We start from the raw sequence: 15,064 nt of genomic DNA, 5'->3' as shown, positions 1-15,064 counted from the left end.
GCATTTTGCGCTTCCGTTTCGTGTCGAGGCCGAGATCGCCGAGATGTCTATGCGTGTCTACTTTGCCCTCAACATCAACTTGACGGATAAGCAGCAAAGTACGTTCGAGGAACTCAACCTCAAGCCTGGCGCTGTTTGCAGACTGACAAAGTAAGGCGCCCGCATTGCGATGCCTACGTAGGCTTACGCCGTTCGCGCTCAGCCCTGTTCGCTGCTTTGAGCAGGTCTCCGATGTAGTCGGAGATGTCGCCGATCTCAGCTTGCAAGTCGGCCGCCGAGAAACCCTGCTCCTTGGCAGCCGCGACAAGACGGCGGGTCAGTTCGGCGATATCCTGCGACGCGCCGACAGTGCGAAACTGCTCGACAGCGTGAATGCTATTCTCGACCCAGAAATCGATAAACTCGCGGGCCTTGCTCACCGGATACCCCCCAACGCCAAACCAAGAACTAGCGTTAGCGCCGGTGCGTGAACACGGCAGGGCCGCCTCAGTTGTCCCTCTTCGTTTGCCATCGTAGCGATGGCCACGCCGCCGCCGCACCCCACAAGTCGAATTGCGCCCCGCTAGGCTTTATCCCAACGTCGGAGCACGCAGCCGACGGGGACGGCCTTTGCATCTATTGTTCCGACTATTGGTGGCGTCGGTTCTGTTGGGTTTTGCCGTTTGGCTGACGATGGGACCGCCGCCGAAGAATGCCCCGAAGCCAGGTCTGCTCGCGCATCGAGTGCCGTAAGCGCAGCTTTCCCGGGGGAGCAGGGTTGTCGTGGTAACCTCTGCCACCGGGCTGAGAGGGCAAAATATGTCCATCTATTCGCACTTACAAATCGACGCCATGGCGTCGAAAGACGCCAACCTTATTGAAAAAGCTGCACGCGCTCAGCGTCAAAGATCGCGATGACCCGCTGACGGAAATGATCGCGAAGACGATTATCAAGGTCGCGCAATCTGGTCTCAGGGACCCCGCCGAGATTTCGGCGCAGGCGATCAAGGCACTGGAAGTTCCGGTGACGCCGGGAGTTGATGTCTTCCCGCGCGCGCTCTGGAACGACCGCCTTATCCCAATTAGGAACGAGATACGCGAGCCAGCATTGGCGACAATGGACGACAAAAACCTGCAAGCGCACAGTGAACAAGCCCTTGTCGTGGTGGCCCTCAGCACGGCAACTCTGATCACGTCCGTCGCCCTCTTGGTATCCGCATGGTAAGGCCGTCTCAGGTTAGGGCCTCGATGCTGAGATCAGATCAGGCTCAATATTTGAACCGCGTTCCCGAGTGGAACCAGGACGACAGCACCGATCGCAACATCCGCTCCCGCGTTCGGGAACCGAAACATTCCGGCCCTCGGAGAATTAGCGCTTGGAGGCTTCGGGGCTTCGCAAGATGCGAGGCATATCATGATCCCACTGTCAGCGGGCAACGCCTTCCTCATAGTTGCGATTATGAGCGTCACTTTCCTGACTGAGGTCGCCTTTTTCATCGTGATCGGGCTGTTCTGAAAGGAACGCGCGCACTGGCACGGCGCAGCCGATGTGAGGACCCAGTCCTTCTCCCGGCTCAACGACGAGGCTTATCCCAGCGCTCACCCGCTGGAATGATTGAGGGCGACTGCTCTTCAAATTCGCGGAGCCGGTCGATTTGCATTTTGAGCCTCGGCGAGAGTTCCGTCTCTGGTTCCAGCGACGCTCGCAGCGTCTCGCCGATCTCCCGGACAATGGCCCGGCTGTGAACGTGGTCGATGTCGATGCGGTTGCGCATTACACAGCCTCCGGTCGGAATGAACAACGCACCGGCAGGCCGAGAGTGCGCTCCCCCCGCAAACACATCGGGGCGCGGCTAGCGATTGTGACTAAACCGGAGACCGCCGCTTTTGGCTATCTTGCGCGAGCGCTGGTTTTTGACAACAGCGGGTCTTTGGTAACGACCTTTGGCTATCTGCGACATGCGCCGGGTTGTTCACCAGCGAGCGGCGGCCTCATGGCTTCTAAGTCTTGGCTAGCCTCTTCGTTCCCCAATTCTGATCGCGAACGGAATGAGGAACCTACGGAGCACAGAGCCGAAGCATCGACCATGCAAAGCGCCGGGCAACGCCGGCGATACTCATAGGAAATCGCTCGCGCTCGGGAACCAATTCCAAAAGTGTCGGGTTAATTGATGGGGCCGATGCAAGGGACCATCGCCATGAGGATCGAATATCTCGCTGCAATTGCGATAGCTGTTTGGACCGCTGGTGCTGGATTGGCAGCGGTCCATTCCGTCGGCTCGCCGCTCGAAACGCAGTCCACGCCGACCGCCACTGAATTGGCGACCCGAATAGCCGCGTCCGTGGATGCATTCTCGCCTCGGCCTGGCGGTTAACAGCCGCCCCCACGCGAGTGCGTCTAGGCACCGGCCGCCACCCGTATTCGTCCGGGATGGAAGTTTTTCCCGCGCCGCAGCATATTCGCGGTGTTCATCGAGTTCATATTTCCTCTCCGCCCGGCCGTCTCATTGACGGCCGGGCTTTTGCATGCGCGCCACGCGTTTTTTCGGCAGTTAGTTCTTCTTGAGATCGCTCAGCCTGCGCATGTAATAGCCGTGGCTCTGAACCGCCTGCCTGATCTCCTCGCTAACCCTGACGACCCTCTTCTTGCTCTTGCGCCATTTGCCCTGAGCGCTGATGTCCGGCACTGGAAATCCTTTTTTCACAACGAGGAGATCGCGCCTGACGTTGAAATACACCTCGACCATATTGTCTCCCAAAAGGCTGAAAGTATCCGTTCAGAGCAGAGCGCGGCCCGCAGAAATGCAACCGGCTCTTTCGCGCCTGCCTGTGAATATCGAGGAGAAATGCTGCGCTCGTTGTTTCGACAAGACATTTTCTGGTTGGATGTTGTTCGCATGCCGCACCCAACGACCAACGATTATCTGGACGAGTATGACCGGGAGCTAGACGAGATCGTTGCCGCCTGTGACGGCGATGTGCGGAGCGCTCTCAGGGCGCTCTTGCTGGTCAATGAGCAGTTGGAGCACATCCTAAACTGTTTGAACGCGGAGCTCGTTGATCACGTGTCGCGGCATCACCGACGGCAGACGTTACATTAAACCGCAACTATCGCTTCACCGGCAGGGGTCAGCCTCACGAAAGTCCCGCTGCCATCGCGGTCCTCGATCCAGCCGAAGCTTTCGGCAAACTTGAGCCCGGCAGCTAGATCATCGCGCTTTGCACCAGCAGCGCTCCAAACCGCATCAATCGTCTCTCGGCGGATGACCTGTCCCGCGCCAAGTCCGGCGGCCTTCATGACGTCGATCAATTTGAGGCCGTGTTTCTCGATCTCGTCCATTTTGTCCTGGCGTGGTTTCAATCCTGCGGGCGAGCCAACCGGCTTCCAATTTACACGCCGGTTGTGGCACGATGAAGCTAGCTCAATCATAACGGCAGCAACCATGGCCGATTTCATCTTTCGGGCCAACATCGCTCACACAAAGAACTTTTGGAAACGGAAGCCAACGCTCGGAAGATCGAGACCTTGCACAAGCTTTTGGCCGAGGAGGAAGCCAAGCTAGCCGAATGGCAGGCGCAAAATCGACGGTCACGCGGTAAGGATTGAGGACGCCGTTGACAATAATCAATGAGCCGCGCCGGTTCGCCGGCTAGTCAGTGATGATGTGGATGCCGATTGAAACCGCCCCGTTCGATCGCGACTTGGAATTGGCCGTTATCGACGCTAAGGGGGACATATACTCTCTGATCTTCCCCTGTCGTCGTGACCACAATGGCTGGATCAAGACGGCAACGAACCGCGCCGTGGAGGTTCATCCCACTCACTGGCGCAATTGGGGCGAGCAGCAAGGCCGCTCGGCGTAGGGGCTACGCGAGCCCGATGCGCGACCGCTCACCTCAGGAATACCGCCGCAACATTCATGAGTATGCCGATGGTCGGGATGTTCCACACGAGCGAGCGCGCCAGCGGCAAGTCTGCTGCATACAAGATCGCGTAGGCGACACGTCGGCCGCGCCGCATGTGGTGCCGTTCGTCGCCGCCGCCGTGGCGCAGAGCAAGGAACGGTACAATAAGAGCATCGGCGAAGCGCGCCTGATGATCGGCAATGCCATCCGCATGATGGCGCCTGCACCGAAGTCGCGCGCGGGCTGCCATTTCGCGGCGGCCATCGGCTTGCGGTCATCGCTGGAGGATTTCGCCCCGACGATACCGGACTGGGCTCATGATCAGCACACGATCAAGGGCAAGGCGATGGGTCGCGGCCTCGATCACTTCCGCCGCGAAGGTGCCAAGCTGATCCCGCCGCCGACAGAGGATGATCCCTACGAGGACGAGGCCTACCGGCATTGGGCGCTCAAGCAGCGCGGCAATGGGCTGATCTAGGGCCGTGTACTCCTAAAGGCGAGTGGCCGCCGAGCCGCGCCCCTCCCCATTTTGGTGTACGGGACGAGCAGGTCCTCGTGTGCCATCGGAGATGGGCAATGACCGTAAGAACCTTCTGCACACTTGCCGCCGCCTTCTTTGCCCTGATCGCGCTTCTGCAGTTGATCCGGATTGTGATGGGTTGGTCCATCACGTTGAATGGCGTCGATGTACCGTTCTGGCCGAGCTGGATTGCCGTCATTGTGGCGGGCGCGTTGAGCTTCGTCGGCTTCCGCGCCGCCTTGCGCAGCTAAAGGCTGGCAGAGCGCCCGGCCAATCTGTCGCTGGGTAGCGGAGCCACTTTCCTACTCGCGGGCGTCGGGCCGTCGTGCTCTACCGCGACAGCGGTGTGGTGAACGTCCGGTACGGCCTAAGAGCCGACGTAGAACGCAAGTCGCGTTTTGACCCGGATCGGACGTAGACGCTAACGGGGATGAGTGTCACCCTCATGCTTCGGCACCACGCGAAACGTGGCGTTCGCACGCGCGATTACACTGTCGTCGGCCTTGATTAGGCTTTGTGCGAAGCAGATCGTTCTGCCGGTTTTGATCACCTCGCTGTCCACGGTGATCCATTGCCCGATCTGCGCGATGCCGGTGAAGTCGACCGCAAGAGTGATTGTCGCCAGCGACGATGCCCAGCCAATCGCCTGTGCGCAGCTATAGCCCATCGCGTTGTCAGCAAGCGCGGAGATCAGCCCGCCATGAACGTTGCCACGCGCATTGGTGTGCGGCTTGGCCAGCCGTAATCCGATGATCACGGCTTTGTCCGTGCGCTTCGAATAGAGCGGTTCCCAAGGATCGGTGAAAGGGCTCTTGCGGAAGTGAGGCTCGAAACCTTCGGGGATACCGATGCTGTTCATGGTCATGCGCGAGCTCCGTTGTTGGCGAAGACCTGTTCGCAGACGATCTGCTCAAGAGTTACGACAAGTACGATAGGCGCGACGGCTGCACTGACGGCTCGGACTTCGACAATGTCGGACGACGGCATTGCGCCACATCGCGCACCGCCTTTTTGTGCCAGTTCGTACAAAAATAAAATCGAAAATGCGCGATGGCAAATATCCTCACACGTCGCCGTCGCGCGGTCCCCGCGCCAAGTTCCGGCCTCCACAGGACCCTGTCGACTGATTGCGGAGGGGCTGCCACCGCTCGACGGTCGCGCCGTAATACGTCGAGATCGAGCGCGGCATCGTCCTCGACCCCGGAGTTACGCTCACCGTGATGTGCTCGGTTGCAGGTCTGGCGGATGTCTCCCTTTGGGTGCATAGTTCCAGCGCCGATCCGACCGCGCGGACGCTGGGGCTGCTGGTGGGGTCGAGGAGGGCATGGTCATGCATCACCCATTCCAACCGCTGCCTCATCGCGAAATCGCGTTCACCATGGGCATCATCGGCCTCGGGTTGCTCCCGATAGCGATGGCAATTGCGGCGCTGTTCGTGTCCTGACCCAATTCGACGGACAGCTAGGGCCGCCGATGCTTGAACGACCGCCGATCTTGAGCCCGCGCGAGAAGCAGCTATTGCGGCGTTTCGCCCAAGGCAAATCGGACAGGACAACTGGGCTGGAGATCGGCGGCACCGAGAAGCAGGTCGCCGCACAGCGCGCAATGCTGGTCAAGAAGCTGCAAATTTTTCGCAGGAGCATCTCTTGTCGGTCGCCAGCCAGTTTGCTGCTTGGCGTGTGCGGTCATCCGATTGATGTTCGCTTGCGCCGCGCGTCAAGCGCGGCTTGCAGGCCAACTCTCCGCACGATCAGTTCACGCCCTCCACGGTATCTCGGGCAGATCGATCACCTTGTCGTCCTCGACGCGACCGCGACACCACGGCGGCGGCAGACGGCGCGCATCGGGAGCGGACAGCATGCTGCTAACAGCGGCCATGTCCGCTTTTAGGGCTGGAGCAGACCTTCGGCGAGTAACTCCGGTATGCCGCCTTTTGACCGAACCGGACCAAGCACTGCGCTTGTATCCCCGATCACACGCGCGCACGGCCAGCTTCTACCTTGCCGTCGAAACTTGGCTCGGCCTCGCCCGTGCCGAATGACACTCGCCACGATGTCCAACGGGGGATAGGATGCAATGATCCTCGGTGTGCGGGCTGCCAGACGCTGGTGTGTTCGGCACTCCAACGCCTCCGCCCTTGGTTGGAGTGCGTTTCCGCGCGATGCCTTGCGGCAGCAAAGGCCGCGCAAAGGGAGGATTTGACTATGTTCATTTGCCAGTGCAACGCAATTCATCGACGCGATGTGGTGTGCGGCGGTGGTGCTGCCCTGTTCAGCGCCGTCGTGGCGTCGTTGATGGGCGGCGCGAAGCCGGTGCGGGCAGAAGCGATGGCGGGTAAGGTTCCGGAGATCGACCGCGTGGCAGTACGTGTAGTGGTCGACAGCTATCAATTCGCCGTGGCACCGAGCCGGAAGGTTGCCGATGTAGAGATCGAACACTTCGGCTGGGGCATCGGCGGAGGCAAGCCGCCGGTAAAACGCTGATCAGTGAGTTCGGCCTGTCGATGCACGTCGAGACGCGGCGCGGCACCGAGGCACGTAATGTCTTGGTGGATTTCGGCTTCTCACCTGACACGCTTGTCAACAATGCCAATCTCGTCGGCATCGATCCGGCCGCGCTTGACGCCCTTGTCTTGAGCCATGGTCACTACGATCATTTTGGCGGTCTTGCTGGCTTCCTAAAGCAAAACAGCAGCAAGCTGAAAGCCAAGCTGCCTATCTACATCGGCGGCGAGGAAGCATTCTGCTCGCGCGAATGGACCGCTCCGCCGGTGCGCGGCGACTTCGGAGCCTTGGATCGGAAAGCGCTGGAAGACGCCAATGTTGCAGTCACCTATGTAGAAGGACCGGCACTGGTCGCCGATCACGGCTTCACCACAGGACACATCGACCAGACAAGCTTTGAGAAGCTGCTGTCCCCCAGCGCCATGAGGATCGGCGTGGACCACGGCATTGGATGCTATGCCGACAAGCTTCCAGAGGACGAACGGACGAAGGCTGTCATCCCGGACCAGTTCCGGCACGAGATCGCCACCGCATTCAATTTAAGAGGCCGCGGGTTGATCGTATTGACCTCTTGCAGTCATCGCGGGGTGATCAACGCAATCAAACAGGCCCAAGCGGCTTCGGGCGTCAACAAGGTTCATGCGGTGATCGGCGGCTTCCACCTCGCGCCCTACAACGAAGGCTATGTGCGCGACACGATCACAGCGCTCAAGAGTATCGATATCGACTACGTTATTCCACTGCACTGCACTGGTGAGCCGTTCTACGAGATGGCCAAGGCCGAGGTGCCGAACAAGCTCCTGCGCTCCTACACGGGCACACGCTTCGTCTTCGCTTCCTGAGCAAGAAGGACACACGCAATCCGAGCGCTTACGGCCGCGATAGGAAGGCCAAACAGCGGCCCGGCGCGAGGGGGCTACAGGGCACCGGGCCAGCCGCGCTCGCGCATACGTGAAACTAGGGCCTATCGGGGCCCAGCGGGTCCGGACGGGCAACTCGCTCGCCCAACACAATGCGGAAAATGCCTTTATTTTCCGGCACTTCCACCGTTTTCAACAAGTCGAAAAAGTGGCTAGACATCAAGTCGTGTGGTCCTGACGCCCTAGCGGTAGGTGTCTTTTCGAATTGCGCGATGCGCGTTGCGAAGACGGTGACAAGCAAGCCCAGTCTCGCCGGGGAGAGCACGAAATAAGCCGTAGCCCATCGCGCTGGGAAAGCCGGGTTGTTTCCGGTTACACCTGTGGTCCTACCCCCGAGCTTACTACCCATTGCTCGGGGCCCATGGGTGCGATCGGCACCCAGCTTTCCCTGCGCCCTCTCTTTCAGAGGGTGAAACGAACAGCAAAGCTCGGGCGAAAGGCGCCGCGAGAATGGGATGTGTGACTCACAGATCGTGCAACAATTTCAGCGTCGTCCCGGCGAAGGCCGGGACCCATTGCCACGAATGCGAATTGTGGCGCGACGCTGGGCCACGGCCTGTTTTTCAACAACGCTATTCTGTGGTTATGGGTCCCGGCCTTCGCCGGGACGACGAATGGAGAAGGCCTAAGCCGGCTTTCGCTCTCAATCCCGATACGACGGATCCGCCCGGTCGAGCTTGCGCAGCAGCGCGGGCCAGGCGAGTTCGCCGTTGCGGGCGGCGCGGCCCGGCTTCGGCAGCATCCGCTCATAAGTGTCTTCGAGGATGTTTTGCGGCGGATAGATCAGCTTGGTATTGCAGGACAGCGCCATCACCTGGGTCTGGCAGGCGCGCTCGAGGCGGAACAGCACGTTGAAGGCGGCGGGCACGGTACGGCCGACGACCAAGAGGCCATGATTGCGCAGGATCATCGCCTCGTTGTCACCGAGGTCGCGGACCAGGCGTTCGCGCTCGTCGACATTGTCGGCGATGCCCTCGAAGTCGTGATAGGCGATGTGCAGGAAGCGCATCGAGGTCTGCGCCAGCGGCAGCAGGCCGCATTCCATCGCCGAGACCGCCATGCCGGCCGGGGTATGGGTGTGCGCGACGCAATCCATGTCGTGCTTGGCCATGTGGATGGCGCTGTGAATGACGAAGCCGGCGACGTTGACGTCGTAGTCGGTGGCGTTGAGCAGCGTGTTGCCCTCGACGTCGACCTTGATCAGGCTGGAGGCGTCGATCTCCTCATACAGCATGCCGTGGGCGTTGATCAGGAACTGGTCGGTGGTGCCGGGCACGCGGCAGGAGATGTGGTTCGCGATCATCTCGGTCATGCCGTACATCGCCGTCAGCCGATAACAGGCGGCAAGATCGACGCGGGCCTGCCACTCCTCGGCGCTCACCTGCTCGCGAACCGATTTGACGACCTTGATCGCGGGCGAACTGACGGGGGGATTCATGGCGTTCTCTCCTTGAGATATCTGCGGGGCCGCGGCCCGATTGTTGAGGCGACCATAGCAGAATCCGCGCGGCGGCAAGCTGTGCTGCGCCTGCTTATTTGCAGGTCTGGCGGGCAAAAACCGAATGCGGATTGGCGCGCAGCGCCTTCAATGCCACAATGCGGAAAACAGCCGAGGCGCACCAAAATGAGCGATCGCAAGATACGTATCGCCGTCCTGCATTTCTCCCACGAAACCGTCTCGTTCCTGCCGAACGAGACCACGCTCGACGACTTCATCTATCCGGGCTCGCCGGCCAAAGGCGAGGCGCTGCTGCGGTTCGATCCCAAGAACTATATGGGCGGCTTCGTGCAGGTGGCGCGCGAGTTCTCCGAGGTCGAACTGGTCGGCATCGAATCCCCGCTGTGGCCGAAGACTTACACCGGATCCGGCTGGATTACCGAGGAAGCTTATCGCACCTTCACCGGCAAGATGATCGCCGGATTGAAGGAGGAGGGACCGTTCGACGGCGTCTATCTGTGCCTGCATGGCGCGATGGCCGTGCGCGGCGTGCCGCGTCCCGAAGCCGATCTGGCGCGGCAGGTGCGCGAAGTGGTCGGCCGCTCCGCCTTCATTGCGGCGACGTTTGATCCTCACGGCAATGAGGACGAGGCGTTCCTCGAGCAGGCGGACATGGCATTCGCGGTCAAATATTTCCCGCATTATGACGCGCATCTGCAGGGCGAACGCGCGGCGCGTATGCTGGTGCGGGCGATCCGAGGCGATTACAAGCCGGCGCACAGGACGATCAAGGTTCCCGTGATCTTGCCCACGGTGCTGCAATGGACCGGGGCGCGGCCTTGGATGGACCTCGTGCAGCGCGCGCTGGTCTGGGAGGCGCGCGAGGTCGACGTCTACGTCAACATCTTCTTCGGCTTCCCGTTCGCCGACGTTCCCGATCTCGGCATGACCGTGCAGGTTCTGACCAACGACAATCCAAAGCTCGCCGAGCAGGTCGCGCGCGATCTCGCCGGCACGATCTGGCGGCTGCGCGAAGCCTTGCTGCAATCGACTAGGCTGTACAGCATCACCGAGGGTGTTGCGCTGGCCAAGCAGGCCGTCGCCGCTGGCAATACACCGGTGGTGCTGGCCGATCACAGCGACCGGTCGGGGTCGGCGACCTGGCTGCTGCGTGAGATCATCGCGCAGGACCTCGCCAACACCGTGATCGCGACCATCGCCGACGCCAGGGCGACCGCAAGCCTGAAGGCCGCCGGCGCCAAGGCCGGCGATACCTTCGACATGGAGATCGGCGGCCGCGCCGACGAGTCGGCAGGCGATCCGGTTCGGATTCAGGGTACGGTTTCGGCGGCGGGCGAGGGCTACGGCCAATTCTGGGTCTGCGTGCGCTTCGGCCGCAACAATGTGCTGATCCTGTCCACTTATCTGGTGCAGATCATGGAGCCGTTTTCGCTGAAGGCGCTGGTGCCCGACATCGGCGCCTTTGACGTGATGGCGATCAAGTCGCGGGTCCATTTCCGGCGCGGCTTCGACGACAATGGATTTGCCAAGACGATCCTCCTGGTCGAACCCGACGAGCCGTTCCTCGGTACCACGCGTCTCGACAAGCTGCCGTACAAGAACGTCGATCTCGCGCAGTTCTATCCGTACGGCAATCCGGCATTTTCGGAGGCGTCGCCATGACGGAGAACCGCTATCGCCTGATCGGCTCGACCGCCTCGCCCTATGCGATCAAGTTGCGCGCGCTGATGCGCTACCGTCGGATCCCGCACGACTGGGTGATCATGACCAAGGCTTTGCGCGAGGCAACCGCGCATCTGAAGCCGATGCTGATCCCGGTGCTGCAATATCCCGACGGCAGCTACCGCGGCGAGACCACGACGCTGGCCTATGATCTGGAAGCGCGGCATCAGGGACGGTCGGTGATCCCCGAAGACAAGGCCATCGCTTTCATCTGCGATCTGCTCGAGGACCTCGCCGACGAATGGGCGGTGAAGCCGTTGTTTCTCTATCGTTGGTGGGATCCGGAAGACCAGGCCTATGTCTCGCGCTGGGCCGGCGAGGAGTGGTCGACATCGGAGGCCGAGGCCGGCAGCTGCGAGGAGATCGAGGAGTTCCGGCAGCGGCAGATTTCGCGCATGGTCATTCTCGGCGCAACGGATGAGAACAGGCCGCTGCTGGAGGAGAGCTACCGGCGTACGCTTGCCGCGTTCGAGCCTCAGGTCGGCATGAGGAGCTATCTGTTCGGCAGCCGGCCGTCGCTGGCGGATTTTGCCTGGTTCGGCCAGCTCAGCGAGATGGCGACCGACCCGACCCCGATGCGGATCATGCGCGAGCGCGCGCCGTTCACCGATCACTGGGTGCGGCGGCTCGACGATGCGTCAGGTGTCGAGGGTGACTGGTATCCTCGTGAGCAGGCGCTTGGCGGATTCGCGGAGGCGCTGCTGCGGATCGCCGGCGAACTTTATCTGCCGTTCCTGGCGGCCAACGCGGATGCCTTCGCGAAGGGCCTCGAACGGCTCGAGATCAACGTCTGGGGACTGCCCTACGCGCTGGCGCCGTTCAAATATCAGGTCAAATGCCTGCAGCAGCTGCGCGAGAAGTTTGCCGCGCTCGATGCCGGCGAGCGCGCGGCGTTGAAGCCGGTGCTGGAACGCACCAGGTGCTGGGCGATCCTGAACGGAGGCTGATCGATCAGCGACGATAGGCCGATTCGAAACGGTCGGCGCCTACGTCCGGTGCCGGCTGCCAAGCGCGATCGCAATCGTCTCAGGCTGCTTGATCCGCTCGATCAGCATGTCGATGCGGTCGCCGCCCCAGAACAACTCGCCGTTGAACACCATGCTGGGCACGCCGAACACGCCGAGGGCTTCGGCCTCGTCGATGATGCGATCATGTTCGGCGCGGGCAGGACCGCGAACATAGGCCTCGAAGGCGTCGGCGGAGCCGCCGACCGCGGTGATCACGTCGGCAATCTCGGGCAGTTCGTCGATCTCGAGCTCATGGTTCCAGAATCTCCGGAACACCGTGTCGTGATAGGGTCGGAACAGCCCGTGACGCTGCGCGAACAGCATCCCGGCGCTGGCGTAGAAGGCGTCGTAGATCCGGCGCGGGCCCTTCATGGTCAATCCCTGCGCGTTGGCGAACCGCCGCGCATCCATGTAGGCGTAGCGCACCTTGCGCCAGAAGTGCGGCGTGCGTTCCTCGACCGTGCCCATGAATTCGGGAATGCGAAGCGTGTAGGGCAGCCATTCCAAATCGACGCTGTAGATCTCCTCGAGTTCGAATAGCCGCTTGTTGGCGACGTAGGCATAGGGAGACTTGTAGTCGGTGTAGATGCGTACGCGCGGCTTTTCCATCATCGTTCCTCACCCGGTCGGGACAATTGTTTCCGATCCCGCGCGGGGGTGCAATGCGGCCTGATGAAGGGAGATGGCAGGCAAACGAATGGGCCCCGGTGCATTCAAGCATCTTGCGGGGCCCTGCTACTTCGTTTTAGCGAAGGATGTCTGGTAAAGACCAGTGGTGTTTCGGGACCTAAAAGCGCGTGGCCTTTGCGCTCTCGTCCTGCGGATATCTTCAGATTGTCGGCAGTGCACGCGGCTAGCAGCTGCTGTTCGCCTCAACGTGCACCGTGACCTTGCCGCTGAGCAAGGTCGCTGGCTTTCGCCGGTGGCGTCATGCTCCTCTCCGAGGGGTGGTCCAACGGACATCTGTCCGCTTCTGCTGCCTGGCGGCCGATCCCATAATCGTCCGTCAATTCCTGCGACGCGAGGAGCAAGCGCTCCAGCACCCCAACAGGTGCAGTCAGCGAAATGCTGCGGCAGTTATGGCCTTCTGTCAAGTTAACGAGCGAGGGAACTCAGGTCAGGAGTCCTGTCGCGCCTTGGTCTTTCGATATTGGGTGAAGTCCGGATCGTGCGTCATTTTCCAGTAGTCGACGAACCGCCACGGCATCGCCGAGAACACGCGGCCGCCGCTGTTGCGGTAGTAGGTCGTCATGCCCGGGTGCGTCCAGATCAGTTGCTCATGCTCGGCGTCGACGTTGCGGATATACGCGTCATGCGCGTCGGGATGCACGTCGATCGCGGCGATGTCGTTCTCGATCATCTCGACAAGGCAGGCGGAGATGTAGCGGCTCTGGCATTCCGACTGGAAGATCACGCTGCCGCCATGCGCGGGCCCCGAGTTGGGACCAAGCATCAGAAACAGGTTGGGGAAATCAGGCACGGTGAGGCCGAGATAGGCGGTCGGATTGTCGTCGTGCCAGGTCTGCTTGAGGTTCTTGCCGTCACGCCCGGTGATGTTGAGCCGCGCCGCCATCTCGGAGACCTTGAAGCCGGTCGAGATCACGACGACGTCGTGCTGCCGCGACGTGCCGTCGGCCGTGACGATTCCGTGCCGATCGAAATGGTCGATCTTGTCGGTGACCAGCTCGACATTCGGTTTGGTCAGCGTCTTGAACCAGTTGTTGTCGAGCAGGATGCGCTTGCCGTAGGGCGGATAGGTCGGCATGCATTTCTCGATCAGGTCGGGGCGATCCTTCAGCTCGGACAGGATGAAGTCGGCGAGCTCCTGGCGATGCCGGTCGTTGCCCTTGTTGACGGCGCGGTCCGGATGCGGCCAGGCCGGATCCTTGCGCAGGAACGGCAGCAATCCGTCGCCGTAACGCCAGAACATGTTGAAGCGATACCACTGCACATAGAACGGCAGATGCGCGAGCAGCCACTGCGCACCTTCGGTGATCGGATCGGAATAGCCCTTCACCGGCCGCGCCCATTGCGCGGTGCGCTGGTAGACGGTGACCGAGGCGACGCGGTCGGCGATCGACGGCACCAGCTGCATCGCGGTTGCGCCGGTGCCGATCACGGCGACATGCCTGTCGTCGAGCTTGATGTCGTCGGACCACAGCGCCGAATGGACCTTCAGGCCTGTGAAGGCCTCGTCTCCCTCAAAGCGGGCAGGCAGGGGATCATTGAGCTGGCCGATCGCGCTGACCAGCGCGGTGGATTCAAAGGTTTCTTCGCCGCGGGCAGTCTTCAGCGTCGAGATCCAGCGTCGCTTGCCTTCGTCCCAGCGCGAGGCGACGAGCTCGGTATTGAGGCGGACATGCTTGCGGATGTCGTATTCGCGCACGACCTTGAGCAGATAATCGAGCAGCTCCTGGCGCTGCGCGAAATAGCGGGTCCACGGATTGCGGGCGCCGAACGAGAAGGAATAGGAGTGGTTCGGCGTATCGACGCCGCAGCCGGGATAGCGGTTGACGTACCAGGTGCCGCCGATCTCGTCCTGCCTCTCGACAATCGTATAGGGGATGCCGAGCCGGCCGAGCGCGACGCCAAGCGCGATCGCGCAGACCCCGGCGCCGACGATCAGCACATGCTGCTGCGCCAGCTTCTCGCCAGAAGGGCGCTCGCGCCAGCGCGCGTCGCGTGGGATGAAGCCCATCTCCTCCCGCATCAGCGGCGCATATTCCGGCGCGACATTGTCGCCGAGCGTCGCGCGCATCATCCGCAGCATCAGCTCATTGCCGGGATCGGTGATGACGGGCTTCGGGGTGCCGTTCGCGAACAGGTTCAGGACCGCCGCGCGAATCTCGTCCTGGATCTCCTGAGGCACACCGGCGTCGGGATCCGGGATCAGGCGGACGTCGCGCTTCGGCTTGTAGGGCGGCTCGAGCCACTTCTCGTCGCCGGTCATGTGCACCAGCACCATCAGCAGCACGCGGATGTCACCCTCGGCGATGGCGGAGGACAGATCGAGGTGTTTGCGCGGAAGCTCGATATTCATGCGTTGT

At 61.5% G+C, this 15,064-nt stretch carries 16 protein-coding genes; 9 read left to right on the top strand and 7 right to left on the bottom strand.

Annotated features, from left to right (window positions below; all coding sequences use genetic code 11):
• Positions 1-173 precede the first annotated feature (173 nt).
• The gene (locus ACVIHF_RS22800; protein WP_253607710.1) at positions 174-419 is read right to left on the bottom strand and encodes a hypothetical protein; all 246 of its coding nucleotides are present in this window, start codon (positions 417-419) and stop codon (positions 174-176) included.
• 437 nt (positions 420-856) lie between these two features.
• Here ACVIHF_RS22800 and ACVIHF_RS22795 point away from each other — a divergent pair, with 437 nt between their 5' ends.
• The gene (locus tag ACVIHF_RS22795) at positions 857-1,204 is read left to right on the top strand and encodes a hypothetical protein (protein ID WP_456792577.1); all 348 of its coding nucleotides are present in this window, start codon (positions 857-859) and stop codon (positions 1,202-1,204) included.
• Positions 1,205-1,553: 349 nt separating this feature from the next.
• Here the strand turns inward: ACVIHF_RS22795 and ACVIHF_RS22790 are convergent, their stop codons facing one another.
• Entirely contained in the window at positions 1,554-1,754 is a 201-nt protein-coding gene (locus tag ACVIHF_RS22790) for a hypothetical protein (RefSeq protein ID WP_225645917.1), read from the bottom strand.
• Between the two features lie 690 nt (positions 1,755-2,444).
• Between ACVIHF_RS22790 and ACVIHF_RS22785 the strand changes: the two genes are divergently transcribed.
• Positions 2,445-3,080 carry a hypothetical protein gene (locus ACVIHF_RS22785; protein WP_375167068.1) on the top strand — a complete coding sequence of 212 codons (636 nt, stop codon included), beginning with the start codon at positions 2,445-2,447 and terminating at the stop codon, positions 3,078-3,080.
• On the opposite strand, the gene ACVIHF_RS22780 is transcribed toward ACVIHF_RS22785, so the two are convergent.
• Positions 3,077-3,319: a hypothetical protein gene (locus ACVIHF_RS22780; RefSeq protein ID WP_253607713.1), complete on the bottom strand. Its 243-nt coding sequence runs from the start codon at positions 3,317-3,319 to the stop codon at positions 3,077-3,079. The two genes, ACVIHF_RS22785 and ACVIHF_RS22780, sit on opposite strands and share 4 nt — an antisense overlap.
• Before the next feature lie 540 nt (positions 3,320-3,859).
• Between ACVIHF_RS22780 and ACVIHF_RS22775 the strand changes: the two genes are divergently transcribed.
• Positions 3,860-4,363 carry a hypothetical protein gene (locus ACVIHF_RS22775; RefSeq protein WP_253607714.1) on the top strand — a complete coding sequence of 168 codons (504 nt, stop codon included), beginning with the start codon at positions 3,860-3,862 and terminating at the stop codon, positions 4,361-4,363.
• 98 nt (positions 4,364-4,461) lie between these two features.
• Entirely contained in the window at positions 4,462-4,656 is a 195-nt protein-coding gene (locus ACVIHF_RS22770; RefSeq protein ID WP_456792576.1) for a hypothetical protein, read from the top strand.
• A gap of 170 nt (positions 4,657-4,826) precedes the next feature.
• Here ACVIHF_RS22770 and ACVIHF_RS22765 read toward each other — a convergent pair whose 3' ends face one another.
• Positions 4,827-5,264 carry a PaaI family thioesterase gene (locus ACVIHF_RS22765; protein WP_229163160.1) on the bottom strand — a complete coding sequence of 146 codons (438 nt, stop codon included), beginning with the start codon at positions 5,262-5,264 and terminating at the stop codon, positions 4,827-4,829.
• A gap of 614 nt (positions 5,265-5,878) precedes the next feature.
• Here ACVIHF_RS22765 and ACVIHF_RS22760 point away from each other — a divergent pair.
• The 3 genes from ACVIHF_RS22760 to ACVIHF_RS22750 all read left to right on the top strand — a co-directional run bounded on the left by ACVIHF_RS22760 (position 5,879) and on the right by ACVIHF_RS22750 (position 7,751).
• Positions 5,879-6,295, top strand: coding sequence for a helix-turn-helix transcriptional regulator (locus tag ACVIHF_RS22760; RefSeq protein ID WP_229163156.1), 417 nt, complete (start codon positions 5,879-5,881; stop codon positions 6,293-6,295).
• A 314-nt stretch (positions 6,296-6,609) separates the two neighbouring features.
• Positions 6,610-6,888 carry a hypothetical protein gene (locus ACVIHF_RS22755; protein ID WP_456780104.1) on the top strand — a complete coding sequence of 93 codons (279 nt, stop codon included), beginning with the start codon at positions 6,610-6,612 and terminating at the stop codon, positions 6,886-6,888.
• Positions 6,889-6,908: 20 nt separating this feature from the next.
• Positions 6,909-7,751 (top strand): MBL fold metallo-hydrolase, encoded by an 843-nt coding sequence (locus tag ACVIHF_RS22750; protein ID WP_456792575.1) that lies wholly within the window; start codon positions 6,909-6,911, stop codon positions 7,749-7,751.
• Between the two features lie 721 nt (positions 7,752-8,472).
• Here the strand turns inward: ACVIHF_RS22750 and ACVIHF_RS22745 are convergent.
• Positions 8,473-9,267 (bottom strand): class II aldolase/adducin family protein, encoded by a 795-nt coding sequence (locus ACVIHF_RS22745; RefSeq protein WP_456792574.1) that lies wholly within the window; start codon positions 9,265-9,267, stop codon positions 8,473-8,475.
• A gap of 186 nt (positions 9,268-9,453) precedes the next feature.
• On the opposite strand from ACVIHF_RS22745, the gene ACVIHF_RS22740 reads away from it, so the two are divergent.
• Positions 9,454-10,950: a M81 family metallopeptidase gene (locus tag ACVIHF_RS22740; RefSeq protein ID WP_253607716.1), complete on the top strand. Its 1,497-nt coding sequence runs from the start codon at positions 9,454-9,456 to the stop codon at positions 10,948-10,950.
• Positions 10,947-11,957 (top strand): glutathione S-transferase N-terminal domain-containing protein, encoded by a 1,011-nt coding sequence (locus ACVIHF_RS22735; protein WP_253607717.1) that lies wholly within the window; start codon positions 10,947-10,949, stop codon positions 11,955-11,957. The genes ACVIHF_RS22740 and ACVIHF_RS22735 overlap by 4 nt, the downstream gene beginning before the upstream one ends.
• Before the next feature lie 39 nt (positions 11,958-11,996).
• Here ACVIHF_RS22735 and ACVIHF_RS22730 read toward each other — a convergent pair whose 3' ends face one another.
• A complete protein-coding gene (locus ACVIHF_RS22730; protein ID WP_456780108.1) occupies positions 11,997-12,626 on the bottom strand; it encodes a DsbA family protein in 630 nt (209 codons plus the stop codon).
• A 508-nt stretch (positions 12,627-13,134) separates the two neighbouring features.
• On the bottom strand, positions 13,135-15,057 hold the full coding sequence (locus tag ACVIHF_RS22725; RefSeq protein WP_253607718.1) for a flavin-containing monooxygenase: 1,923 nt from the start codon (positions 15,055-15,057) through the stop codon (positions 13,135-13,137).
• Positions 15,058-15,064 lie beyond the last annotated feature (7 nt).

The organism is Bradyrhizobium sp. USDA 4506 (assembly GCF_054058795.1).
Note: the sequence above shows the minus strand (reverse complement) of the source record. Positions and strands in the feature narration are given on the sequence as shown.